The organism is Mesorhizobium sp. WSM4844 (assembly GCF_055811775.1).
In genome coordinates this window covers 220946-244561 of record NZ_JBVVQB010000002.1, presented here as the reverse complement: position 1 = coordinate 244561, position 23616 = coordinate 220946, and the positions used below count along the sequence as shown (strand labels likewise).

Below are 23616 nucleotides of genomic sequence, written 5' to 3'. Positions count from 1 at the left end.
TTCCAAGCAGCGGCGGCGCCGCGTTATGCCAGCGACGCCCCCGAAATGAAAGCGGGGTCCGTCACCGGACCCCGCCTTGAGCGCCGATCGCTATGCGCGATCAGGCAGTCTTTTCTTCCATCATCTGCTTGCCGCGCGGCACGCGGATTTCCTCGATGAAATCCTGCATATCCCGGGACGGCGCCCTGGTGAGAAGGCTGACGATGATCATCACGGCGAAGCCAACCGGCAGTCCGAAGGCCGCCGACGAAATGTTCTTCACGCCCCACCACAGTTCCATATTCGGCGTCGCCTTGTCGAAGTCGGCGCCGTACTGGGTCATGACAAGGTAGAAGATGGTGATGCCGAAGCCCGCGATCATGCCGGCGACCGCACCGGCCGAGTTGGCGCGCTTCCACCAGACGCCGAGCACCAGCGCCGGGAACAGCCCGCCGGCGGCAAGCGAAAACGCCCACGACACCATCGACAGGATGTCCGACGGCTTGGTCGACGCGACGTAGGCGGCCAGCACGGCGACCATAACCAGCAAGATGCGGGACACGATCAGGCGCCGCGACGTAGGCGCATTCTGGTCGATCATCCTGTAGTAGATGTCGTGGCTGAGCGCGTTGGCGATGGCTAGCAGCAGGCCGTCCGCCGTCGACAGCGCGGCGGCAAGACCGCCGGCGGCGACGAGGCCCGAGATGACGTAAGGCATGCCGGCCATTTCCGGCGTCGCCAGCACGATCATGTCGGCGTTGAGGTTGATGTCGGCAAACGAAAGTGCCGTCACGCCCTTTTCGGCGCAGGCCGCGACGATCGCCGCGGAGTCTGTCGCCGCCTTGCCGCAGATCTGCACGAGCGTATTGTCGGCAGCGGCCCAGCGCATCATCCATCCGGCTTTCTCGGCGATGTTCTCGGGCGTCAGACCCGACGCCACCAGGTCGAGCATCGTCCACTTGGCGAACGCCGCATAGGCAGGCGCGGTGAAGTAGAGGATGAAGATGAACAGCAGCGACCAGGCGACCGAGACACGCGCTTCACGCACCGACGGGGTGGTGAAGTAGCGCATCAGGACATGCGGCAATGACGCCGTTCCGACCATCAGGCAGAGGATGAGCAGGAAGTAGTTCTTGGCATCGTAGCCGCCATGCACGAATGGGGTGATGTGATGCACGGTGATGCCCTGCGCCGTCTCAAGCGCGGTGATGTTCGCCAGCGCCTGGCCTTGCATCAATTGTGGGATCGGCACGCCGGTTTTCACCGTCGACATCCAGATGACAGGGATGAGATAGGCGATGATCAGCACGATGTACTGGGCGACCTGCGTCCAGGTGACGGCGCGCATGCCGCCCAACATGGAGCACACCAGGATGCCGGCCAGTCCGACATAGACCGCGACGTTGAAGTCGATGCCAAGGAAGCGGGCCGAGATCAGCCCGGTGCCGAAAATCTGCGCGACGACATAGGTGAACGAGCAGGAGAACAGAACGATCACGCCGATGAAGCGGGCAAGATTGCCGCCGTAGCGCGCCGACAGGAAGTCGGGAACCGTGTAGGCGCCGAACTTGCGCAGATAGGGCGCAACGAGGATGGCCACGAGCACGTAGCCGCCGGTCCAGCCGAGCACGAAGCCGAGCCCGTCGTAGCCGAGCAGGTAGAGCGAACCGGCCATGCCGATGAAGGAAGCCGCTGACATCCAGTCGGCGCCGGTCGCCATACCGTTGTAGAGCGCCGGTACGCGACGCCCGGCGACGTAATATTCGCCGACGTGCATGGTGCGGCTCAGGATGCCGATCACCGCGTAGATGACGATGGTAAAGCCCATGAACAGGTAGCCGATTACAACATTTTCGACGCCCATGGCGCTCAAGATGGCCATCAAGATGATGAAGGCTATGAAGCCGCCGGTGTAGATGCCGTAGATGCGGCCGAGATTGGAGGTGAAATCGCCTCCGCCTGCGGTGGTAGATGTCGTGTTAGCCATTGACGTTCCCCCGATCAATCTTCATGGACGCCATGCTCTTCGTCGATCGCGTTCTGGCGCCGTGCGAACCAGAACAGCATGACGACGAAGGCGATGAGCGAACCCTGAGCGGCCATGTAGAAGCCGAGCGGAAAACCAAAAATGACGATGCTGTTGAGTTGCTCCACGAACATGTGGATGACGTAACCGAAGAATACCCACAGGCCCAGCATGGTGAACATGAGGCCCTTGGTCTTGTTCCAATAACTTACGCGGTCTGGCGTCGCCATAGCTTGAACCCTCCCTTGGTTGGCAGCTTGCGAACCGTCTTGACCGCAAGGCGCCGTTTAACGCTTGCCTCTTCCGCTGACGCGGAAGCCCTCCGGCATATGTCGCGGCCAGGTATAGAATCAGCCGACCGTAACTTTGTAGGAGTATCACTTCTTGTCGCGCCTGTTCATACGACTTTAGAATCGGTGAGAGGACTGGAGAATCGGTGAGAGGACTTGAATCGGTAAGAGGGCTGGCGGTGCGGCGTCGCGAGGGCTAAACGGTCAATATCGGTTGGAAACAAGACCGAAGGGAGAGCGCCATGGGCCTGCTGAACAATTTGTTGCCCGAGTTCCTGCGCAAGCCGCAGCCGATCGTCAGCGTCGGCGAACTGGCTGACTTCATGGATTCTCGCGCCGCCTTCCTGGCCCAGAAAAGCATCGTCGAGTTCTGCCGCGTCAGGGCAGGAGTCTACTGGCAGAAGCTGTTCAGCGAGAAGGAGTTCCAGGCGGCGCTCAACCATTCACGCTGGCGCGCCTACCCTGCGTGTTACGCCATGATGGCGGAAATGGTGGAGGGTGCGCTGCGCGAACCCGCCGGCTTGCGCCAGCGAGGCCTGCCAGCGGCGCTGGAAAAAGTCGCCTTGGCAAGCTTCTCCAAATATGCCGTTCCGGCGGGCTCGCCCGCCACTTTCTGGGAGGACGCCGCCGAGCTTACACATCAGCGCCTCGCCGCCACCCAGATCGGCCCGCCGCGCCCGGTGCGCGAGATCCCCGAGCCCCTGGCGCGAACGGTTTTCGAGATGGTACCGATCCACCCCAATCTGCTGACCAACGACTACGACTATATCTTCAACTTTCTGAGAATGAATCTTCTGCGCGCGCATGAGGATTTCCTGGTGCAGGCCGACCGCAGCGCCCTTGTCGATGAACTGCTTGGCGCCGCGCGCAGCTGAGTTTGTTTACTGTCCGAGCGTCGCCGGCGATGCGAACATCAGGTCCCGCACCAGGTCGGGTGCCGACTGAAGGCGCTTGATGAGTGTCTTGAGATGCGCCTGCTGCTCGCGCGCCAGCGCATTGATCTCGACGCGGTTGGATACCGGTATACCGGAGTAGATGTCACGCGTCTGCTGAGCGAGCAGCAAGCCGACCAGCATGGCGTGGCCGGCCAGCATCGCCTCCATGTCGGGCCCGCCGCCAATATCCAGGGCGATCAGTCGCTCGAGCCGGGCACGCGTGCTTCGCTCGCGGATGCCGTGGCGAATTGCAAGCGTGCGTGCGGTCGCGACGATTGGAAAAAGGCCATGCTTCTTGATGTCCAGCCGGCCATTTTCAAGCTGAAGGCCGCCAAAGACAGTGAAGGGATTGCCGGTCGTCATCTGCTCGCCGAGCAGCTTCGCGAACACCGGCTCGGCGTGGGCGCGGTCATACGCATATTCGACGAACTGCGCGGCCAGCGTCGTGTCGCCATGCACCGGTCGCAGGTCGTAGACGATATCGACGTTGAGCAGGTCCTCAGGCCGCAGGCGGCGAACCCAATCCTCGACGCGCCCCTTCCAGCTGGAGAGGCTACCGCGGAATGCGGCATTCGAGGCCATTACCCCGCCTTTGCAATACGGCACGCCTGAGATGTCGAGCATGTCGGCGAGCCTGGCCCCGAGATTCTTGAACCAGCGATCTTCGGGCCCATCCGGCTCGCCATCTGCAAAGACGATTGCGTTGTCCTGGTCGGGGGCCATCAGGCTTTCGCCACGGCCGCCTGAGCCGAGCACGAGCACGGCGTAGGTGCAGGGCGGCGGGCCGTGGCCTTCGATCTGCATCTGCTGTTCGGCAAGCACGGCGGCGCGGCGGGTAAGCGAGCAAAGTTCGTCGCTGATGATTTCCGCCACCACGCGCGGGTCGATTGCTTCGCCGAGGAGCGAACGTACCACGCCCGGCAGCATCGACCAACTGGCCGCCAGTTCGGCGGCATCCCTGGCATGTTCGATCGTGTCGTCGAGATCGATGGCAGCGGCGGCGCGGAGCCTCAACAGGTCGCGCGCCGAAAGCACGCCGACCAGCATGCCACCGTCGTCGCGGACGGCGAGGTGGCGGACATTCAGCCGATCCATGCGGCCGATCGCCCGGTAAGCGAAGGCGGCGGCGCGGATGCTTATCAGCGGTCGCGTTGCGATGTTTCCGACCGGCATGTCAAAAGCCAACTCGGCGTCGGACGACATGCGGCGCAGCAGGTCACGCTCGGTAACGATGCCATACGCCTCGATCGGTTGATCCGGCGTTCCACGCTCGGACACGAGGACCGAGCTGATCTTGCGCTTGACCATGAGGTCGATGACCTGCCTTGTCGGTTTGGTCGACTTCACCACAATTGGCGGGCTGCTCATGAGGCTGCCGACGCGATGGCGATAGGCATAGGGATCAACCGGCTGAAACGCGGGAGCCTGGGGTCGCGACACCGGCTCGGCCCAGCCGGCGCGATGGCCGGCTTCGAGAGCGTCCGAAAGGGCAAGGCAGGCAACCTCGGCCTCTCCAAGTGTTCGGATGTTGCGCTTGCGCAACTCCGGAATCAACGCGGCAAAGATGTCTCCGGCCGCAATCGCATCGCCCAGAGCCGAATGCCGGCCGGTTATCTCCAGGCGAAGCCATCCGGCGATCGTTTCCAGCGAATGGTCTGCCAGATTGGGATTTGCTATGGTTGCAAGAAGCCGGACGCACAGCGCCCGAGGCTTTTTCCAGGGCAAGCGGGCGCGTCGGCATTCGCGCTCCAATACCGCCAGGTCGAAGCCGATCGAATGGCCGACGAGGATGCGGTCGCCGACGAACTCCTGGAATTGTGCCCATGCATCCGGGAAGCTGCCGGCTCCGTCAACATCGGCATCGGTGATGCCGTGGACGAGCGAAGCCTCGGACGGGATTGCTTCACCGGGATCGATGAGGAGATCGAGCTGAGTTTCCCGGATGACCTTGCCATGCGCGATGCCGATCGCGCCAATCTGGACCAGGCGCGCCTTGGTGGCGTCGGGCCCGGTTGTTTCGGTGTCGACGGCGGCAGCCGCAATTGCTATCAGCGGTGTCGCGCCGCTCGCCGGCTTCAATTCCGTCTCCTTCGGCATAGCCAATAGCCTTCCTCTGCCGGATGTCTCGCCCAGACAACGCCTGTCCGAGGCAGCGCCTGTCGATGCCGGAAAGGTTCGATTCTGCTTTGCCATGCAACATAGAGCGCGCCGGCGGGCCGCGTCGATGGCCGAAGTCAGGCTATGGCGTTCGCAATGTTGCGCGGGGGAGTTGCGCGCCTGCACGTCCAGGCGGCACATTCGCCTTAAAGTGATTTGATACGGTCGCAGCGCTCGCACATTGTCGGCGAGCTTGCTGCCGAGGGCGCCGATGGATGAGATCAGGCGGGTTGCTGTGGGGTGCATCGGGCGCGCCGTCATGTTCGGCTCGCTTGCCATTGGCTGTGTCATGGTCGGATTCTCCTTCAACCCGGTGTCTGCATTTCGCTCCGGCGCGTTCCTCACGCTGACCATGGTTCTGGCGCTGATGTGGAAAGCCACGACCGCAGCCTTCAAAAATCCCAAGCACACCGAAGTCTGGCTCTACCTCGATGAGAAATCGCGCCCAGCCGATGCCTCGGCACGACGGGTGTTCGGCACCATCATGGGCGACGTTTACAGACTCTACGCCCGGATCGCGCTCGGCGTCGCGGTCGGGTTCTTCCTTGTGTCGCTCGTGCTGATGCTGTTCGGCCTGGAAGCTTACAGGCCGCCCGCCAACTAGGCCGCCGCTCCGCCCAATCCCTGCCCGCCCGCACGACCGGGCGTTTTGCCATCGAGCGATCGACCTCGGAAAGTGCCGCGCTAAGCAGCAAACAAACCAAATTGTCCTCAGGTTGAAGAAAAACATTCTAAGGATCGCTGGAAAATAGCACTCGACAAAGTCTACTGATTTAATAGATTAATTGCCGAGACGGAGGTCGATATGTCCTATTTCCAGAACGCCCACGCTGCCCGCAAAGGCCAAAGGCTCGGTTCTGACCAGACTTGGCGGCCAGCCTATGCGGGCGCCTTTGCCTATCTCGTCTTTGCCCTTGCGTTCGTGTTCACCGGGGCGGTCGTTCTGGGTTTTGTTCCCTGACTATGGAGCCCGCGAGTCATCGGGCCTGACTAAAGGGATAGCTGTCTGCCGTTTCGCGATATCGGAGTTGAATGAACCGAGTCCCGGTGCGCTTTCGCGCGCTTGACCCCAACGTGATGGAGGAGATGGCAATGCCGTTCGAGTTCACGCATGTTCCCGGTAAAACTCACCCGGCCGACCCAACCGCGCCGTTTTTCTACGATTTCGCGGAAACCGCGACAAAGCTGTCGCTGATCGAGGACATCGGTTTCCAGAAAATCGTCGTCGACGATCCGGCTGGGCTGCTGACCAATATGGATATTGCCGCCCGGGCGCTGGACCGCACTTCTTCGCTCGAGATCGTTCTCACGCATTGGGCTGGTGTGATCGACCCGACGGTGGCGGCACGGCAATTGGCGGCCCTCGACGCGAAAAGCGGCGGTCGGCTGTCGCTCAGGATGCTCAGCGAGCCGCTGAACGACGACGATGCCGAAACGCGTCCGGTCGGTCATACGGTCGTCTGGCAGCGCGTCGATGAATATCTGGTGCTGCTGAAACGGTTGTGGTCGAACGACAGGCCGTTCGACCATGAAGGCGCCTTCTACAGCGTCAGCGGCGGCTATGTGCCGCGCAAGGGGCCGCGTAGCGCCGGCGTGAGCGTCCGCATGGGGGGACGGTCCGGAACGGCGCTCAGGGTCGCCGGGCGGCATGCCGATGTCTTCGAGCTGACGCCGGGTTCGCTCGACGAGATCCGGCAACTGATGGAGCGGGTGCGCAATGCCGCCGCCGAACACGGTCGGGCCGGCAAGCTGCGTTTCGCGCTTCCCGTCCGGATCCGTTCGGAGGGCAACGCTTCCGGCCAGAAGGCGGTCGAATTTGTCGGACCGCCGGCACAAGTCGCGCTTTCCCTGCTTCCTTATGCTGCCCTGGGAATCGAGGAATTCATGATCGTCGGCGTCGACAGGCCACGCGAGATCGCAATGGCTGGCCGTGAAACGATCGCGCTGCTGCGCAACACTCTGGCGCGCCGCGAGGCTCCACCGCCCGGGGCGTTTGCGCCTCGCGTGATCCGCGAAGCACGCGCCGGCTGAGCGCGTACTATGCGCTTTGTGGCCGCCAACCCGAAGCGCGTGGCGGGGCCGCTCATTGCCGGCCTTTCCACATCAGCACCATGAAGTAAGGCCCGCCAACCAGGGCAGCTAGCAAACCCGCAGGAATCTGCCACGGGAAAATCAGCATCCGGCCGGCCCAGTCGGCGGAAACAAGCATCATGCCGCCAAGCATCGCCGATGCGAAAAGCTGCGGCAAGGCGCGTCGAAAGCCGAGCATGCGGGCCAGGTGCGGCGCCATCAATCCGACGAAGCTCAGCGGCCCGATGACCAGCGTGGCTATTGTCGTCGGCACCGAGATAAGCACCAGGAGCACGACCCGCACGCGAAACAGGCCAAGCCCGAGCCCGCGCGAGGCGGCTTCTCCAAGCGGCAGGATTTCCAGCCAGCGGCTGGTGAGGGGCACGATGGCGAGCAGAGCAGTCGCCGCCACGGCGGCGATTGTGGCATCGGCGGCGGTGGCCCGGTAGGTGGAGCCGGACAGCCAGCCGATCAGCGTATCGAGCCGAGGATCGCCGCTGGCGAGCATCACCGCCGAGAATGCCGACGCCATCGTCGCCACGGCGATGCCGGAAAGCAGCAACCGATCAGGCGCGAGGGGCTGCTGGCGGCCGGTCGGCGAAACCATCGCCAGGCTGACCAGCGCCCCGACGAGGCCGGCCGCGATCATCGCCGGACGGTTGACACCAGAAGTCGCGACGAAGAGCAGCAGTATGCCTAGCGAGGCGCCGCCTGAGATACCCAGCACCTCGGGCGCCGCCATCGGATTGCCGGTCATCCGCTGCATCAGCGTGCCGACCACGCCCAGCATCATACCCGCGCAAACCGCGACGACGATGCGAGGCGCCCTGAGCGGCAGCAGGTCGGCAAGTTCGGCGGCCGAGGCCACGTGCCAGCCGGTCGCGCCTCGCCCGACAACAAGCGCGGCGCAGAGAAGAAGCGCCATCGCGATGAGCCCGAGCAGCAGATAGGCCCACCCGCTGCGCCTGCGCACGGAAGCCAGCATGGTGCCGTCCCGGTCCGGGCTGGTGCGCAATTTCGGCAGGAGAAGAAACAGCAGCGGCGCACCGAGGAAAGCAGTCGCCACGCCTGCCGGGATTTCGGAGGTAAACGGCAGGACCTGCACCAGCCGGTCGGTCAGCCACAACAGCATGGCGCCCGCAAGCGGCGCCCAGATCATGCGCTGGCGCAGGGTCCGTGCGCCGGCGAGCCTGACCAGCGCCGGCGCCGCAAGCGCCACGAAGCTGATGACGCCGACGGCTGCGACCACCATGCTGCTCAGCCCGACGGCGACGGTCATCCCGGCCAGCCGTGTCACTACGGGTTTCGTGCCGAGGCTTTCGGCTCCCTCGTCGCTCAGGTCGAGAAGCCGCAGTGGCCGGAGCAGAAGGAAGGCAGCAATGCCGGCCGTCGCCAGCCATGGCGCGAACCCGAGCACCACGGCATCGCCGTTCTGGATCAGCGAACCGCTCTGCCAGATGAAGAGTTCCTCGGAATATTCGCGGTTGGCCGCCATCAGCAGGGCGCTCGCCGAACTGCATGTGAGGCTGACCACCAGGCCGGAAATGATGATTGCGACCGGCGAGAAACTCCGGCCCCGGGCCAGAGCCAAAACCGCCAGCGTCGACAGGGCGCCGCCGGCGAGCGCCACCCATTCGCGACCTTGCTCCAGCAGCCACGGCGCGTAGAGCGTGGCGATCGTCAGGGCGATGGTGGCGCCTGCATTGGTGCCGATGGTCGTCGGCTCGGCGAGCGGATTGCGCAGCAGTTGCTGGAGCAGCGTGCCGGTCAGGCCGAGCGCCGCGCCGGCCAGCAGGCTGATCGCCAGACGCGGCAGGAAGGCATGCCGGTAAAGCAGCTGCCGCGGATCGGCAAAGTCGGTCGCCCCGAGCGACTGCCACCACATGTCGGCGGGTAACAGGCGCAAAAGCCCGGCAGCGGTGAGATAGGCGGCGAGCATCGCCGGCACGCCGACGAGGGCGACGAGCATCCCTGCCTTGAAACGAGCACGATGGCCGGCCGTGGACTGCATGATGGTCATGCCCGGGCCAAAAACGTCGCAAAACGGGTAGCGGCGGCTAGCCCGCCAAACGGCCATACCGGCGGGATTGTCCTGACGTTGCCGCCTTTGACGCAGGGAAGGTTCGCCCAGAGGCTGCTCTGGTCGATCCTGATCTTCACATGCGGCGGGATCGGATCGAGCGAAATCACGCGGGCCTCGCCGATCGCAACCAGCTCTTCGATGCCCAGCATGGAAAAGCCCCAGCTATCGGTCGGCGCCGTCCAGGCGTTGGTGAGGCTCAACCTGTCGAGCACGTCCTGGAACAGACTGCCCTTGCCGTAGACACGGACGTGACGATCGTCGAACATGCTGACCACCGCGAGCGGCTGGTCTGCCCGCCCTGAAAACTGTGCCCTGATCTGGGCGATTGCCGCCGCCGTTTCCTGGACAAGGCGCAGAGCCTCAGCCTCGCGGCCGAGCTGTGAGCCAAGTTTCAGCGTCTCATTCTCGGCCTGGCGATAAGGCGCTTCGGTGCCATCGTAGAAGGGCACCGTATGCAGCGGCGCGATCCGCCTGAACGGAGCTTCGTCCAGCCCATAGCCATAGGCGCCGGTGATAAGATCGGGCTTGAGTTCCAGGAGCAGTTCGAGATTGGGCTCGCCGCGCGAGCCGAGATCGAGGCAGCCGGCAGGAAGAGCCGGTCCCCCGACCCAGTCGCGGTAACCTTTTGAGTCGGCGACCGCCACCGGGCCGATCCCGAGCGAGATGACCATCTCGGCCGAGGTCCATTCGAGGCAGGCGATGCGCGGCGGCGGAGCGGCATGCGCCGGGTCGCCGCGCAGGCCTAGGCTCGTCGCGGCCAGGCCGGCCAGGCACCGGCGCCGCGTCAGTGGCGCCAATTGGGTCCGGGCCTGCACGCGCGGGTCACCATGTGTACTTCACCGAGCCGTTGATCCGGCGACCCTCGCCATAAAAGCAGCCGAAGCTTTCCGCGTAGCAGGAGGCGACATAGCGCTTGTCGAACAGATTGCTGACATTGAGGTTCAACTCGGCGTTCCTCCATTCGTAGTGGAGTGCGGCATCGACAAGCGTGACTGCCGGCACTTTGAAAGTGTTGGCGTCGTCGCCGAAGGTCGAGCCGACATAGCGGATGCCGGCGCCGAGCCCGAAGCCTTCCAATTTGCCGCTGCCGACGGTGTAATTCGCCCACAGCGAGGCCGCATGCTCCGGCACGCCGAATGGGGTGTTGCCCTCATCGCTGATTGTCTCGCCACTATCGTCATCGACGGTGATCGAGGTGGCCTTGGTGATCTCGGTGTCGAGATAGGTATAGGCCGCCCGGAAATCGAAGCCTGAATCGAGGCTGGCAACAGCTTCCAGCTCGATGCCGCGCGAGCGGATCTCGCCGGTCTGGAAGATATCGTTGGGCGCGCCAACACCGCCATAGCGCACGACATTCTGCCGCGCCAGGTCGAACGCCGAAACGGTGACGAAAGCGTTCCAGCCGACCGGCTGGTATTTCAGCCCGACCTCGTACTGCTTGCCGGTTTCGGGCACGAGCGGATTGCCGTTGCTGTCGGGGCCGGACACCGGCTGGAACGATTCGGAATAGCTGACATAAGGGGCAAGGCCATTGTCGGCTAGATAAAGCAGACCGGCGCGGCTGGTGAAGGCGTTGTCCTTCTGGCGAGGATCGAAAGCGCCGGCCAGATTGTCGTGGACTTTCGCGTCGGCCCAGTCCTGGCGGCCGCCCAGCGTCAGCCGCCAGTTGCCCAGCTTGATCTGGTCCTGCGCGTAGAGGCCGACCTGCGATTGGGTGGTGTCGGTATCTGTATAGGGCGTCATTTCGCCGACCGGATAGCCATAGACCGGGTCGAAAATATTGAAATGATCGTCGATCATATCGTTGCTGGCGGCATAGTCGCGGTAGGTGTAGCGCTTATAGTCGAGGCCGAGAAGCAGCGTGTGGGCGAGCGGCCCGGTGTCGAAATCGGCCTGCGCCTGATTGTCGATGGTCACGCCGCTGAGCCTGCTGCCGCCGGCATCGGCATAGCGGGAATAGTCGCCCTCATCATTCAGAAGCCCACCGCCGAAGACGCCTTCCTCATAGTGCTTCAGATAGACGTAGCGGGCATGCTGGCGAACCTGCCATGTCTCGTTGAGGCGGTGATCCAACTCGTAACCGATCGACGCCTGGTCGTTGTCGTAGGTGTCGAAGCCCGGTTCGCCGACGAACATGCTGTTCGGCAGGTATTTTCCGTTCCTGCCCGGCCTGATCGTGCCGTATGCCGGCAGATACTGCATCGCCCAGCCGGACCGGTCGCGCTGATAGTTGGCGAGGATGGTCAGGCTAGTATCGGCATCGGGCTGCCAGGTCAGCGCCGGCGCGATGAAGATGCGGTCGTCCTCGACGAAGTCTGTCTGCGTATCGCCGGTGTGGGCGGCGCCGGTGAGGCGGAACAGCAGCGACTTGTCGGCGTTGACAGCCCCGCTGAAGTCGAACTTTCCTTCATAGCGGTCGAAGCTTCCGGCGCCGAGCTCAACCTCGCGGAGGGTCTCCTCGGTCGGACGCTTGCTAACATAGTTGATGATGCCGCCAGGACTTGCCTGGCCGTAAAGAACCGATGCCGGCCCGCGCAGGATTTCGTAGCGTTCGGCGCCGTAGGAATCGAGCGCCGTGAACAGCGTGAAATTGCTTTCCTTGAGCTGCAGCCCGTCCTTGTAGAAGACGCCGCTGGAGTTCGAAATGCCGCGCATCTGCAAGCCGTGGCCACGATTGTCGGTGCCGTAGAGATTGCCGGTTGCGCCTGGCGTATACCGCAGCGCGCTGTTCAGGCTGTCCACCGCCTGCGCTTCCATCTGGTCTTTGGTGATGACCGATATCGACTGCGGCGTCTCGATCAGCGGTGTTTCGGTCTTGGTAGCGGTGGAGCCCTGGGTGGCGACATAGCCGTCGACCGTCCCAAAGGCGCTTTCGACGCGTTCCTGAATATTGATCGGGTCGAGAGTGGTGGTCGCCTCCTGCGCGACGGCGTGACCGCCGCCAAGCAGCACCGGCAGCGACATCGCCGCGACCAGCAGGTTTCGGCGCGCAGTCACTTCGCTTTGAGTTCTTCCGCGACCTGAACCAACGACCATCTCGGCGCGCTCCACATTTCGTGTTTCGACGCAAATCCGGCGCGTCGCGACATTTTGTTGACTCAAAAAGTCATCTTCATTGTTGACTAGTAAACTCATGTTTCATAGTCAACCGGACATCGGCGCCCGCAAACCGGATTGCCGAAAACCGGATTTCGAAATGCGCGCAAAGCTGGAGTGAGGCCGAGACCGTGGCAGGAATTCATGCCCAGACTGCCTTCCATGTCGAAGCGGTGCGGTTCGCTGTCGGCGAGCGGACGCTGCTCGGTCCGGTTACACTCGAGTTGCAACGCTCGCGCGTCTATGGGCTGATCGGGCACAACGGCTCGGGCAAGTCGACGCTGATCAAGCTCCTGGCGCGCCAGCAGCCGGCAAGCTCGGGCGGCATAACCTTCGCGCAGCGGCCGCTGGTGCAATGGGGCGCGCGTGAACTGGCGCGCGCGCTCGCCTATCTGCCGCAGACGACGCCGGCGGCGACCGGCCTGACGGTGCGCGAACTGGCGACGCTCGGCCGCTATCCCTGGCATGGCGCGCTCGGTCGTTTCGGGCATGAGGACAGGCGCCATGTCGAGGAGGCGCTTGTCCTGACCGATATGGCTGACTTCACCGACCGGCTGGTCGACGAATTATCCGGCGGCGAGCGCCAGCGCGCATGGCTGGCCATGCTGGTGGCGCAGAATGCCGGCGTCATGCTGCTCGACGAGCCGATCTCGGCGCTCGACATCGCCCATCAGCTCGAGGTGCTGGGGCTGGTCAGGGACCTCAGCCGCAAGCGCGACCTGTGCGTCGTCGTCGTGCTGCACGATCCCAACATGGCGGCGCGCTACTGCGACGAATTGATCGCGCTGAAGGACGGCAGGCTGCTGACGCGCGGCACGCCGGACCAGATCATGCAGGGCGACGTGCTCAAAGGAATTTTCAGTGTCGAGATGGGCGTGTTTGCGCACCCTGTCACCGGCCAGCCCATCGGCTATGTGCAATGAGGCCACTCTTGAGAATAAGGAAGAAGCCCTTGTCCAGACATGGTTTGTTCGCGGCGTTGCTCGCATCCGCCATCCTGTCGGCCGGCGGCGCAGCCGCCCAGGAGCAACCGGGCGCAGCCGCCCAGGAGCAACCGGGCGCAGCCGCCCAGGAGCAACCGGGCGCGGCGCCGGCTCCAGTGCCTGGGCAGGCTGCGCCAGACGCCGCCGCGCCACCGGCGACGCAGCCCGGCGTGACAACACCTATCGAGACAACGCCTACCGAGACTGGCCCTTCGACGGCAACGTCCCTGACCCTGCCGCGTGACCTGTCGCCATGGGGCATGTTCATGGCGGCCGACATCGTCGTGAAAGCGGTGATGATCGGGTTGGCTTTTGCGTCCTTCGTCACCTGGACGATATGGCTGGCCAAATCGCTGGAGATCCTTGGCGGCAAGCTGCGCGCCCGCCGCGCGGCACAAGCGATCGGCAATGCCGCGACGTTGAACCAGGCCGGGCGCGCGCTTGGCCATAATAACGGTCCTGGCGCCCTGCTGGTGCGGGCAGCCGAGGAAGAGACCGCGCTTTCGGCCGGCTCGCTCGACCATGTGTCCGGCGACGGGTTGAAGGAACGGGTGACCTCGCGCCTGTCGCGCATCGAGGCGGCGGCGGCGCGGCGCATGTCGCGCGGCACCGGCGTGCTGGCGACAATCGGCTCGACCGCGCCCTTCGTCGGCCTGTTCGGCACCGTCTGGGGCATCATGAACGCCTTCATCGGCATCTCGCAGGCGCAGACCACCAACCTCGCCGTCGTTGCCCCGGGCATTGCGGAAGCCTTGCTGGCCACGGCGATGGGCCTTGTCGCGGCGATCCCGGCGGTGGTCATCTACAACGTCTTCGCGCGATCGATAGCCGGCTACAGGCAGATCCTCGCCGATGCGTCGGCAGGGGTCGAGCGGCTGGTCAGCCGGGATCTGGATTTCCGCACGGTCGCGCCGGCAAAGCAGATGGCCGCGGAATGAACACGGAGCGACGCCATGGCGGCTAGAATTCGAGAGAACATCGACGGCGATCTCGAGGAAAACCACGAGATCAACGTCACGCCGTTCATCGACGTGATCCTGGTCCTGCTGATCATCTTCATGGTCGCGGCGCCGCTGGCGACCGTGGATGTCAATGTCGACCTGCCGGCCTCGACCGCAACTCCTGCGCCTCGACCGGAGACGCCCCTGTTCCTGACGCTGAAGAACGATCTCAGCCTGGCGATCGGCAACGACAGCGTGCCGCGCGCAGCCTTCGCCGCTGCGCTGGTCGACAGGACAAAAGGCGACAGGCAGACGCGCATCTTCCTGCGCGCCGACAAGGCGGTCGGCTATGGCGAGCTGATGGAGGTGATGAACCTTTTGCGCGGCGCCGGCTATCTGAAGATCGCGCTGGTTGGCCTCGAGACCGCGCCCGGCGATGCCGCGGCGCCGCAAGTCGGAACCGGCCAATAATGTCGCCGGCGGCCGCCCTGCCGATGGCCGATCAGCGGCGTTTCGGCGCGCGCGAGATCGCCTGGTGGGCGGGCGCGGCTGCGCTGGTCCTGATGGCGCATGCCGCGGTCGGCTATGCGATGCAGAGCTGGCGCCCGGCCGAGCCCGATGGCGGGCCGCCGCAGGCGCAGGTGATCGAGCTGTCGCCAATGGCGCTCACGCCGGCCGAGCCGGCGCCGATATCGGATGAGATAGCGCCCGATCAGCCGGACCCGGCCGAGGAGCCCGAGATAACCGAAACGGAGCCTCCGCCCGAACCGCCCGTCGAGCAGGCCGAGCCGGTCACCGAGCCGTCGGAGGCCGCTCCGGCCGACACGGTCGAGCCGACCCCGCCGACAGTGGCCGAACGGGTCGACCAGCCGCCGCTCGAGGAGGTCGTGCCCGAAATTGCCGAAGCCGTCACGCCGGAAGTGGTCGTTCCGCTGCCGCAGCCGAAACCGGTCGACAAACCCGTCGAGGCCAAGCCAAAGAAACAGGCAAAGACTGAGGTAAAGGAGCCGGCTGAGGTTAAGGCGAAGAAGCCTGTCAAAGAAGCCAAAAAGCGTCCGAAAAAGGAAAAGGCCGCATCGCCGCGGACGACGGCCAGTGTCGCTGCGACATCCGCAGCCAGGGCGGCCGCCCCGAAATCGACCAAGGCAACGGCTGCGAGACGCGGGGACGCCAAGAAGTGGAACTCGCAACTGACAAGGTGGCTCAATCGGCACAAGCGCTATCCGAGGGCCGCGAAAGCCCGCCGTTCGGAAGGAACTGTGAGCGTCTCCTTCATGGTGGCCGGCTCCGGCCGAGTGACGTCCGTTCGCATCACCGGTTCGTCCGGCGACCCTGATCTCGACCGCAGTGTACTCGACCTGCTGCAGGGCGCTACAGTGCCGGCGCCGCCAGAAGGCGTTAGCTCACGCGTCAATGTGCCGTTGAGGTTCGACCTGCGGTAATCAGACGATACAGCGATGCCCTGCATTGAGAATGGCGCTAAACGGCTGAGTCAGGAAACAGTTTCGAAGACCACCCTCTGGGAAAGGCCGCCGCCGGTGCGGTTCTCCAGCGTGATGGCGCCGCCGTAGCGTTCGATGATTTCCTTGGCGATGGCGAGGCCGAGGCCGGCCCCCGGAATGGACTGCCTGCGGCCGGGATCGACGCGAAAGAAAGGCTCGAACGCCTTGCCGAGCAGTTCCGGCGGAATGCCGGGCCCGCGATCGGCGATGGTGAGGGTGGCGCGGTTGTCAGCTGCGGACAGCGAGATGCTGCAGCCCTTGCCATGCGTTGCGGCATTGACGATCAGATTGCGCAGTGCGCGGCGAAGGCCGAGCGCACCCGCCCTGACCGAGACCTTGTCGAGATGGCCGATCGAAACGGCGTGACCTAGCGAAATCATCTCGGCCTCGATGTCACGGACCAGTCTTTCGAAGTCGACCGGTTCGACGGCATCCTGGTCGACCTCCTCGCGCACCAGCCGGATGGCGCTGTCGGCGATGCGGTCGAGCTCCTCAAGATCGTGCAGCCATTTTTCGCGTTCTTCGTCCGCCAGGAACTCGGCACGCAGTCGCATGCGCGTCATCGGTGTTCTCAAATCATGGCCCGCCGCGGCGACGAGGCGCATGCGGCTTTCCATGGCCGATTTGAGCCGGGTCGAAAGCTGGTTCAGCGCACGCGCGGTGGCGCGCACCTCGCCGGAACCCTTCTCAGGCAAAGGGGCAAGAATGCCGTCCGGCCCGATGCGCGCTGCCGCGGATTCCAGCATGACTAGGGGCCTTGTCAGCACGGTCGCGAAGTAGAGCGAAACGGCGGTGGCGCCAAGCACGATGAGCGTAATCCAGCCGGACAAGACCAGCCAGCGGTCGGCCGGCGGCGAGAAGTCGGGAATATCGAGGGCCATCCAGCGGCCGTCCGGGAGTTGCACCGAGGCAACCATGCCCAGTTTGCCTTCGACCCGCACGACGATAGCGGGAAACGCTGCCCCGCTGTGTTCCAGCGCTCGGTTGAGAAAACGTGTTGCGCGCTCGTCCTTCTCACCTTTTGTCGGCTGATCTGCGAGTTCGAGTTTGACGTCGTCTGCCTGCGCAACATGGCCGGGAAGCGATTGCGCCAGCAGCAGGATCTGACGGGCGACTGGTTCTATCGTGGATTCAGGGTTGGGTCCACGCACGACGCTGACGACCGCCAGTGTCGCCAGAGCCACCACACCGACGATCGAGGTAACGAGAAGCAGCGCGATCCGCGCTCTGAGCGAGGTCACGACGACGCGTCCACGGTCTCGACGCGGACGGTCAACTGATAACCGCCATTGCGCACCGTCTTGAAAAGAGGCGCTGCGGCATCCTCGCCAAGCTTGCGCCTCAGCCGGCTCATCAGCACGTCGACGGAGCGATCGAGCGGCTCACGCTCGCGCCCTTGCGTGAGATCGAGAAGCTGGTCGCGCGACAGAACGCGGCCTGGTCTGTCGACAAAGACGTGCAGCAGGTCAAACTCCGCACCGGTCAGCTCGATCGTCTCGCCGTTCGCATTGGCGACGCAACGGATTTCCGGCTCCATCGTATAGCCGGCGAAGCGATAGATGCGGGCCATGGCGGGCGCTGCCTGCTCCTGCGCCGAGCGCCGCAGCACGGCGCGGATGCGGGCGGTCAGCTCACGCGGGTTGAACGGCTTGCCAAGGTAGTCGTCGGCGCCAAGCTCCAATCCGATGATGCGGTCGACATCCTCCTTCAGCGCCGTCAGCAGGATGATCGGGATGTGTGGTTTGCTGTCGCGCAGGCTGCGGCAGATATCGAGCCCTGAACCGTCGGGCAGCATGACGTCTAGCACGATCAGGTCGAACTGGCCGGTGGCCAGCCTGTGCTCGCATTCGCGCCGATCCGCCGCCACCGAGACGCGAAATCCCTGGCCGTCGAGATAGCGCCCTAGCAGCGTCCTTATCTCGCGATCGTCGTCGACGACAAGGATTTGCGGTTTTGACTGTATTATCTGCCTGGTGTCGTTTGGCCGTTCGTTGCCGTTACAGGGTCGATTATAGGGAGAGCCACCGGCGCGCGGCACTGAAAATTGCAACCGAATGTTTCCGACAGGCAGGCGGAAACATTCGGAAACAAATCTTCCCTTTCCGGAAACCTTCGGCAACAGCGCGAAGCAAACGCGAAAAGGTCGCCTCCTATCCTCTCGCCATCCGAAGCATGTGGGAAAGGATTACATCATGCAAAGCAGACTTCTTGCTCTCGGCCTCTTCTCCGCCGCGCTCATTCATCCGGCGCTGGCGCAGCCCACCGACCCTGTCACCGGACCTGGCGGGGAACCGCAGGTCGCGGCAATGCAGAGCGGGCCGGATGACAGCCCGATGCCGTGGCCCGGCCAGCACCGGCCGATGCGGCCTGGTCCGGACGGCTTCGGCCGGCAACATATGGGGCCGCCGGAATTCAGGCTCGCAGTCCGACTTTCCGCGCTCGAAACCCGGATCGGCGTCAGGACCGAGCAGCTCGACGCATGGCGCGACTATACCAGCGCGCTGCAGGCGACGCTGACACGGCCCGATCATGGACCGAATGGTCCCGGCAAGCGCGGTCCCGACACGGGAGGCCCCGGCAGCAATAGCGATCAGGGTCCCCGCGATCCTTTCGCTTTCCAGGAAAAGCTGGCTGACGACCTTACCGCTCGCGCTGCCTCGGCGGCAAAGCTGAAGGAAGCAATCGCAGCACTTCGCGCCAAGCTGACGCCCGAACAACTCGAAATCCTTGCTTCGGCGGATAGACCTCATGGACCACCCCGCGGCCCATGGGGCAATCCGCCGGATGATGCAGCCGGCCCCGGAGGCCTGCCCAATCCTGGCAGGCAGCTCCCGCCACCCCTACCCCGGACGGACGAGCAAACTCTGACCGGCTGCACCGGCCGGTCCGCTGACCTTCCCCGTTGCCGGGCCGGCCGGCACCTTATGAAAGAGAATTTCCATGTGGGAGATGTTCTTGATACTGCGGCTGCTTATGGCGGCCGCGCCCGAGCAGCATCGCCGCGGTTCGGCCACGACGCTTCGGTCGCTGCAGGCCTTCACCGGCGGGACCAGGCTTGTCTTCGGCACCTGGCGCCTTTCGCTCGGTGTTCCCACGCTTGAGAAAACCAGTTCAACGAACGCCGAGAAGACCGATGGCCGCTAGATTGTCGCGCAAGAAATACCTGCTGCTTTTCGCCGTCATTCTCGCCATCGCGATTGCCGCCATGCTCAAGGCCTATGGGCGCAGCAATATCGATGCGAATGGGGCCGATGCGACTGCAGACAAGACACCCGCGATCGCGCAGGCCGCCTCGCTGACAGTTTCGGTCGAAAAGGTGCGCAAGGATGAAATCGCCTCAGTGATTACCGCCACCGGCACGGTTCAGGCACGGCAGGAAGCCACGATCGGCTCGCAGACGAGCGGCCTGCAACTGACCGAGGTTCTCGTTGACGAGGGCGACCACGTCAGCAAGGGCGATGTGATCGCGCGCCTCGATGATGCGGTGCTGAAGGCCCAACTCGCCGAGCAGAAGGCAACCGTCGAGCAGGCGCGCGCCACGCTGGAGGCAGCCGAGACGGCGTGGGCGCGCGCCCAAAAGCTCATCACCAGCAATGCGATCAGCGCCGAGACGGCCGAAGAGAGAGCAACCACGGTCAAGATCAGCCAGGCGCAACTCGCCCAGGCTCAAGCGGCGGCGGACAACATCGCCGCGCAACTCGCGCGGGCCGAGATCCACGCCCCCTTTGACGGTTCGGTGTCCACCAGGCCCGCGGTGGCCGGTTCCATCGTTCAGTCCGGCACGGAACTGATGAAAATCATGCGTGACGGCAAAGTCGAGGTTGCCGTCCAGGTGCCCGAGAAGGATCTGCCCGCGATCGCGACTGACCAGGCAGCGACAATTACCGACGCCGCCGGCAAGATGCTTTCCGGCAAGGTCAGCTCGATCGCCGAGAAGGTCGACGGCACCACAAGGCTGGGCACCGTCTATGTCGTGCCGCAGGACAACTCAGGGCTCAGGCCTGGCATGTTCGCCCGAGTCTCGATCGCTACGTCTTCGGCGGAAATCCTGAATATCGCGGAGAGCGCGCTGACATGGCGCGATGGCAAGCCGAACGTCTTCGTCGTCGGTGAAAGCGGTAAAGTTGCGGCCCGCTCCGTTGCGACCGGCAGCCGCAAGGCCGGTCGCGTCGCCATTGTGTCTGGGCTGACCCAAGGCGAGAGCGTCGTCGTCTCTGGAGCCGGCCTGCTCGATGACGGCAATCTCGTCCGCGTCGCGGCGGGCGATGCCGGCCAGGCCGCATCAAACACGGAGACGGTGCGATGAACGCGATTTCCTCCTGGTCGATCCGCAATCCGGTTCCGACCATCGTCTTGTTCCTGTCGCTGACGATTGCCGGCCTCTATGGCTTCATGCAGCTCAGAACCAACAACATGCCTGACATCGACTTGCCGACCGTCACCGTCACGGTGACGCAGGCGGGTGCTGCGCCGAGCGAGATGGAAGTCCAGATCGCGCAGGTCATCGAGAATGCCGTGGCGAGCCTGGATGGCGTCGACGACGTCTCGACCTCGATCAGCGAAGGCTCCTCAGTCACCTCAGTCGAATTCACCCTCGACACCGAACCCGAAACGGCCACCAACGACGTGCGCAACGCGGTCTCCAGCGTCCAGTCCAGCCTGCCTGCTGCTGCCGTCGCGCCCGTCGTGACGAAGGTCAATGCATCAGGCAATTCGGTGCTGACCTATGTGGTCGAGGCGCCGGCCATGTCGCCCGACGCGCTGAGCTGGTACATCGACAACGACGTCGCCAAGGCGATGTTGGGCGTTGATGGAGTGTCCAAGATCACCCGTTCGGGCGGCGTCGACCGGGTGATCCGTGTCGAGCTCGATCCCGACCGCCTTGCCGCGCTCGGCATCAGCGCCGGCGATGTCAGCCAGGCGCTCGCTTCCATCAACGTCAACCAGCCAGGCGGCCGCACGACGATCGGCAGCCAGGAGCAGTCGGTCCGCACGCTGGCCAGTGCCTCGACGGTCGAGGCGCTGGCCGATACACGCATCGCACTTGTGGGAGCCGGCGACGTCAGGCTGTCCGACCTCGGCAAGGTGGTCGACAGCTGGGAAAAGCCGCGCCAGTCCGCCTATCTAGACGGCAGAGAGGTCGTCGCCTTCAACATCTACCGGTCGGTCGGTTCGAGCGAGATCGACGTGGTCAAGGCCGCGCGCGCCGCGATCGCCGAAATGGGCGCGAAGACAAATGCGGTGAAATTCACCGAGGTCACCTCGTCCTCAGGTTTTGTCCAGGAAAGCTACGATGCCGCGTTCGAGGCGCTGTGGCTCGGCGCGCTGCTCGCCATCGGCGTTGTCTGGCTGTTCCTGCGTGACATCAGGGCGACGCTGGTGTCGGGGGTCGCCATGCCGCTATCGCTGATCCCGACCTTTGCGGTGATGGCGGCGTTCGACATTTCGCTCAACAATATCACCTTGCTCGCTCTGTCGCTGGTGGTCGGCATCCTCGTCGACGACGCCATCGTCGAGATCGAGAATATCGTGCGCCATATGCGTCAGACCGGCGCCACAGCCTATCAAGCGGCGATCGAGGCCGCCGACGAGATCGGCCTCGCCGTGGTGGCGACCACCGCCACAATCGTCGCCGTCTTCCTGCCGGTGGCCTTCATGCCCGGCATTCCGGGAAAATTCTTCGTCAGCTTCGCCGTCGCCGTCTGTGTGTCGGTGCTGTTCTCGCTGCTGGTGGCACGCATGCTGACCCCGCTGATGGGCGCCTATCTGGTGCGCGCCGGCGGCGACAGCGAAGAGGATACGCCGGCCTGGGTGCCGACTTATCTCTGGCTGCTGCACGAGGCGCTCGACCACCGCTGGATCACGCTTGTTGCCGGCATCGCCTTTTTCGCCGGCTCATTGGCGCTGGCGACGCAGCTGCCGACCGAATTCATGGCGGCAACGGATCGCGGCCGCTCGATGATCTCGGTCGAGCTGCAGCCGGGATCGACGATCGAGCAGACGACGGCCGCGGTGCAGGACATCACCAGACGCCTGCAGGGCGAACCGGCGGTCGACAGCATTTTCGCCACGATCGGCACGGCGGCCGAGTCGGGCGGCGGGCCGAACCGCGGATCGACATCGGCCGAAGTGCGCAGCGCCAATGTTACCGTCAATCTGAAGCCGCGCGACGAGCGGACTGTCAGCCAGCAGGAATTCGAGGCCGGGGCCTCTCCGAAGCTCAACGACATTCCCGGTGCCCTCATCGAGTTCGGCGCAGACGGCTTTTCGGGCGCCAAGGTGTCGATCACGCTGGTAGGCGACAATGGCGATGCGCTGCAGAAGACCAGCGATGCGCTGATCGACCAGATGAAGTCGGTTCCCGGCCTCAGCAATCCGACATCGACGGCTGCAACGACGAAACCCGAGCTGATCGTGCGCCCCGACAGCGCCAAGGCGGCCGAGCTTGGCATCACCCCGGCCGAGATCGCCCAGACGGTGAAGATCGCCACCGTCGGCGATACCGACACCAGCCTGCCGAAATTCAATCTCGGCGATCGCCAGGTGTCGATCGTCGTGACCTTGCCCGACGGAGCCATCGACGACCCTTCGAAGCTCGCTGTCCTGCCGTTGACCGGCACCAAGGGCACCGTGCCGCTTGCCGCGATCGCCGACATCAGCTTCAACGCCGGGCCCAACAGCATCGCGCGGGTGGATCGCAGCCGCAGCGCCACCGTCGAGGCGGATCTTTCCGGCATCACGCTCGGCGACGCGACCTCGGCCATCCGCGCCCTGCCGGCAATGCAGAACCTGCCCGCGGGCGTGCGTGAACTGGCGCGCGGCGACGCCGCCCGCATGCAGGAGCTGTTCAGCGGCTTTGCCACGGCGATCGCCGCCGGCATCTTGCTGATGTACCTGACGCTGGTGCTTCTGTTCCGCAGCTTCGTGCAACCGGTGACGATCCTGGTCGCGCTGCCGCTGTCGGTCGGCGGTGCGCTCGGCTTTATGCTGATCACCGGCAAGGCGCTTGGGCTTTCGACGCTGATCGGCCTGTTGATGCTGATGGGGATCGCGGCGAAGAACTCGATCCTGCTGGTCGAGTATGCGCTGATCGCCGAACGGGAACGCGGCATGAGCCGCTTCGAGGCGCTGATCGACGCCGCTCGCAAGCGGGCGCGGCCGATCGTGATGACGTCGGTCGCTATGGGCGCCGGCATGCTGCCGATCGCGCTCGGCCTCGGTGCCGATGCCGAGACGCGGGCGCCGATGGCCATCGCCGTCATCGGCGGGTTGCTGTCCTCGACCGTGCTCAGCCTGGTCTACGTGCCGGTGGTCTACACCTTCATGGACGATATCCAGCGCTTCCTCGGCCGCCATCTGCGCAAGCTGCTGGTGGAACGGTCCGGCGCGGACGAAGCAGCTGATCTGCCGGGCGCCGGGACTGGAAGCGGGTGATCGACACGCTGATCACGAAACCCGCCGCCGTTCCTTCGCCGCATCACCGTCGAGCTTACCACGCGCTGGCGGGGGCGCCGGCGGATTGCCGCGTGGCAAGCAACAGTCAATCGGATTTGA

At 64.4% G+C, this 23616-nt stretch carries 19 protein-coding genes; 11 read left to right on the top strand and 8 right to left on the bottom strand.

Going from position 1 to position 23616, the window contains the following annotated elements; genetic code table 11:
- Positions 1-100: 100 nt before the first annotated feature.
- Both AC0L2A_RS03310 and AC0L2A_RS03305 read right to left on the bottom strand, forming a co-directional pair.
- Positions 101-1966 carry a sodium:solute symporter family protein gene (locus tag AC0L2A_RS03310; protein ID WP_473607493.1) on the bottom strand — a complete coding sequence of 622 codons (1866 nt, stop codon included), beginning with the start codon at positions 1964-1966 and terminating at the stop codon, positions 101-103.
- Positions 1967-1980: 14 nt separating this feature from the next.
- Complete coding sequence (locus AC0L2A_RS03305; RefSeq protein WP_473517142.1) at positions 1981-2235, bottom strand: DUF4212 domain-containing protein; 255 nt, start codon at positions 2233-2235, stop codon at positions 1981-1983.
- 302 nt (positions 2236-2537) lie between these two features.
- On the opposite strand from AC0L2A_RS03305, the gene AC0L2A_RS03300 reads away from it, so the two are divergent.
- A complete protein-coding gene (locus AC0L2A_RS03300) occupies positions 2538-3170 on the top strand; it encodes a hypothetical protein (RefSeq protein ID WP_473607491.1) in 633 nt (210 codons plus the stop codon).
- Positions 3171-3176: 6 nt separating this feature from the next.
- On the opposite strand, the gene AC0L2A_RS03295 is transcribed toward AC0L2A_RS03300, so the two are convergent.
- Positions 3177-5327: a DUF294 nucleotidyltransferase-like domain-containing protein gene (locus tag AC0L2A_RS03295; protein WP_473607490.1), complete on the bottom strand. Its 2151-nt coding sequence runs from the start codon at positions 5325-5327 to the stop codon at positions 3177-3179.
- 271 nt (positions 5328-5598) lie between these two features.
- Between AC0L2A_RS03295 and AC0L2A_RS03290 the strand changes: the two genes are divergently transcribed.
- The 3 genes from AC0L2A_RS03290 to AC0L2A_RS03280 all read left to right on the top strand — a co-directional run bounded on the left by AC0L2A_RS03290 (position 5599) and on the right by AC0L2A_RS03280 (position 7418).
- Positions 5599-5991: a hypothetical protein gene (locus AC0L2A_RS03290; protein WP_023800517.1), complete on the top strand. Its 393-nt coding sequence runs from the start codon at positions 5599-5601 to the stop codon at positions 5989-5991.
- A 201-nt stretch (positions 5992-6192) separates the two neighbouring features.
- Complete coding sequence (locus AC0L2A_RS03285) at positions 6193-6348, top strand: hypothetical protein (RefSeq protein ID WP_473607489.1); 156 nt, start codon at positions 6193-6195, stop codon at positions 6346-6348.
- Positions 6349-6479: 131 nt separating this feature from the next.
- Positions 6480-7418 (top strand): LLM class flavin-dependent oxidoreductase, encoded by a 939-nt coding sequence (locus AC0L2A_RS03280; protein WP_473517180.1) that lies wholly within the window; start codon positions 6480-6482, stop codon positions 7416-7418.
- 52 nt (positions 7419-7470) lie between these two features.
- On the opposite strand, the gene fhuB is transcribed toward AC0L2A_RS03280, so the two are convergent.
- The 3 genes from fhuB to AC0L2A_RS03265 are packed head-to-tail and all read right to left on the bottom strand — an operon-like array spanning position 7471 to position 12537.
- A complete protein-coding gene (gene fhuB / locus AC0L2A_RS03275) occupies positions 7471-9477 on the bottom strand; it encodes a Fe(3+)-hydroxamate ABC transporter permease FhuB (protein WP_473607487.1) in 2007 nt (668 codons plus the stop codon).
- Complete coding sequence (locus AC0L2A_RS03270) at positions 9474-10355, bottom strand: ABC transporter substrate-binding protein (RefSeq protein ID WP_473607486.1); 882 nt, start codon at positions 10353-10355, stop codon at positions 9474-9476. The genes fhuB and AC0L2A_RS03270 overlap by 4 nt, the downstream gene beginning before the upstream one ends.
- A 7-nt stretch (positions 10356-10362) precedes the next feature.
- Positions 10363-12537 (bottom strand): TonB-dependent siderophore receptor, encoded by a 2175-nt coding sequence (locus AC0L2A_RS03265; RefSeq protein WP_473607485.1) that lies wholly within the window; start codon positions 12535-12537, stop codon positions 10363-10365.
- 230 nt (positions 12538-12767) lie between these two features.
- Here AC0L2A_RS03265 and AC0L2A_RS03260 point away from each other — a divergent pair, with 230 nt between their 5' ends.
- The 4 genes from AC0L2A_RS03260 to AC0L2A_RS03245 are packed head-to-tail and all read left to right on the top strand — an operon-like array spanning position 12768 to position 16002.
- Positions 12768-13559, top strand: a complete 792-nt coding sequence (locus AC0L2A_RS03260) for an ATP-binding cassette domain-containing protein (protein WP_473607483.1) — start codon at positions 12768-12770, stop codon at positions 13557-13559.
- Between the two features lie 29 nt (positions 13560-13588).
- Positions 13589-14557 carry a tonB-system energizer ExbB gene (exbB, locus tag AC0L2A_RS03255; protein ID WP_473607482.1) on the top strand — a complete coding sequence of 323 codons (969 nt, stop codon included), beginning with the start codon at positions 13589-13591 and terminating at the stop codon, positions 14555-14557.
- 15 nt (positions 14558-14572) lie between these two features.
- Positions 14573-15031 (top strand): TonB system transport protein ExbD, encoded by a 459-nt coding sequence (exbD, locus tag AC0L2A_RS03250; RefSeq protein WP_473607480.1) that lies wholly within the window; start codon positions 14573-14575, stop codon positions 15029-15031.
- Positions 15031-16002 (top strand): energy transducer TonB, encoded by a 972-nt coding sequence (locus AC0L2A_RS03245; RefSeq protein WP_473607479.1) that lies wholly within the window; start codon positions 15031-15033, stop codon positions 16000-16002. The genes exbD and AC0L2A_RS03245 overlap by 1 nt, the downstream gene beginning before the upstream one ends.
- A gap of 50 nt (positions 16003-16052) precedes the next feature.
- Here the strand turns inward: AC0L2A_RS03245 and AC0L2A_RS03240 are convergent, their stop codons facing one another.
- Positions 16053-17303 (bottom strand): ATP-binding protein, encoded by a 1251-nt coding sequence (locus AC0L2A_RS03240; RefSeq protein ID WP_473607478.1) that lies wholly within the window; start codon positions 17301-17303, stop codon positions 16053-16055.
- Positions 17300-18025 carry a response regulator gene (locus tag AC0L2A_RS03235; protein ID WP_473607534.1) on the bottom strand — a complete coding sequence of 242 codons (726 nt, stop codon included), beginning with the start codon at positions 18023-18025 and terminating at the stop codon, positions 17300-17302. Before AC0L2A_RS03235 ends, AC0L2A_RS03240 begins: the two co-directional genes overlap by 4 nt.
- A gap of 229 nt (positions 18026-18254) precedes the next feature.
- Between AC0L2A_RS03235 and AC0L2A_RS03230 the strand changes: the two genes are divergently transcribed.
- The 3 genes from AC0L2A_RS03230 to AC0L2A_RS03220 are packed head-to-tail and all read left to right on the top strand — an operon-like array spanning position 18255 to position 23496.
- Entirely contained in the window at positions 18255-19163 is a 909-nt protein-coding gene (locus AC0L2A_RS03230; RefSeq protein ID WP_473607477.1) for a hypothetical protein, read from the top strand.
- 32 nt (positions 19164-19195) lie between these two features.
- Positions 19196-20368 carry an efflux RND transporter periplasmic adaptor subunit gene (locus tag AC0L2A_RS03225; RefSeq protein ID WP_473607476.1) on the top strand — a complete coding sequence of 391 codons (1173 nt, stop codon included), beginning with the start codon at positions 19196-19198 and terminating at the stop codon, positions 20366-20368.
- Entirely contained in the window at positions 20365-23496 is a 3132-nt protein-coding gene (locus tag AC0L2A_RS03220) for an efflux RND transporter permease subunit (protein WP_473607475.1), read from the top strand. The genes AC0L2A_RS03225 and AC0L2A_RS03220 overlap by 4 nt, the downstream gene beginning before the upstream one ends.
- Positions 23497-23616 lie beyond the last annotated feature (120 nt).

Coding starts and splice junctions, on each gene's coding strand:
- AC0L2A_RS03310 (WP_473607493.1), bottom strand. CDS start 1,966: ATGGCTAACACGACATCTACCACCGCAGGCGGAGGCGATTTCACCTCC.
- AC0L2A_RS03305 (WP_473517142.1), bottom strand. CDS start 2,235: ATGGCGACGCCAGACCGCGTAAGTTATTGGAACAAGACCAAGGGCCTC.
- AC0L2A_RS03300 (WP_473607491.1), top strand. CDS start 2,538: ATGGGCCTGCTGAACAATTTGTTGCCCGAGTTCCTGCGCAAGCCGCAG.
- AC0L2A_RS03295 (WP_473607490.1), bottom strand. CDS start 5,327: ATGCCGAAGGAGACGGAATTGAAGCCGGCGAGCGGCGCGACACCGCTG.
- AC0L2A_RS03290 (WP_023800517.1), top strand. CDS start 5,599: ATGGATGAGATCAGGCGGGTTGCTGTGGGGTGCATCGGGCGCGCCGTC.
- AC0L2A_RS03285 (WP_473607489.1), top strand. CDS start 6,193: ATGTCCTATTTCCAGAACGCCCACGCTGCCCGCAAAGGCCAAAGGCTC.
- AC0L2A_RS03280 (WP_473517180.1), top strand. CDS start 6,480: ATGCCGTTCGAGTTCACGCATGTTCCCGGTAAAACTCACCCGGCCGAC.
- fhuB (WP_473607487.1), bottom strand. CDS start 9,477: ATGACCATCATGCAGTCCACGGCCGGCCATCGTGCTCGTTTCAAGGCA.
- exbD (WP_473607480.1), top strand. CDS start 14,573: ATGGCGGCTAGAATTCGAGAGAACATCGACGGCGATCTCGAGGAAAAC.
- AC0L2A_RS03245 (WP_473607479.1), top strand. CDS start 15,031: ATGTCGCCGGCGGCCGCCCTGCCGATGGCCGATCAGCGGCGTTTCGGC.
- AC0L2A_RS03230 (WP_473607477.1), top strand. CDS start 18,255: ATGCAAAGCAGACTTCTTGCTCTCGGCCTCTTCTCCGCCGCGCTCATT.
- AC0L2A_RS03225 (WP_473607476.1), top strand. CDS start 19,196: ATGGCCGCTAGATTGTCGCGCAAGAAATACCTGCTGCTTTTCGCCGTC.
- AC0L2A_RS03220 (WP_473607475.1), top strand. CDS start 20,365: ATGAACGCGATTTCCTCCTGGTCGATCCGCAATCCGGTTCCGACCATC.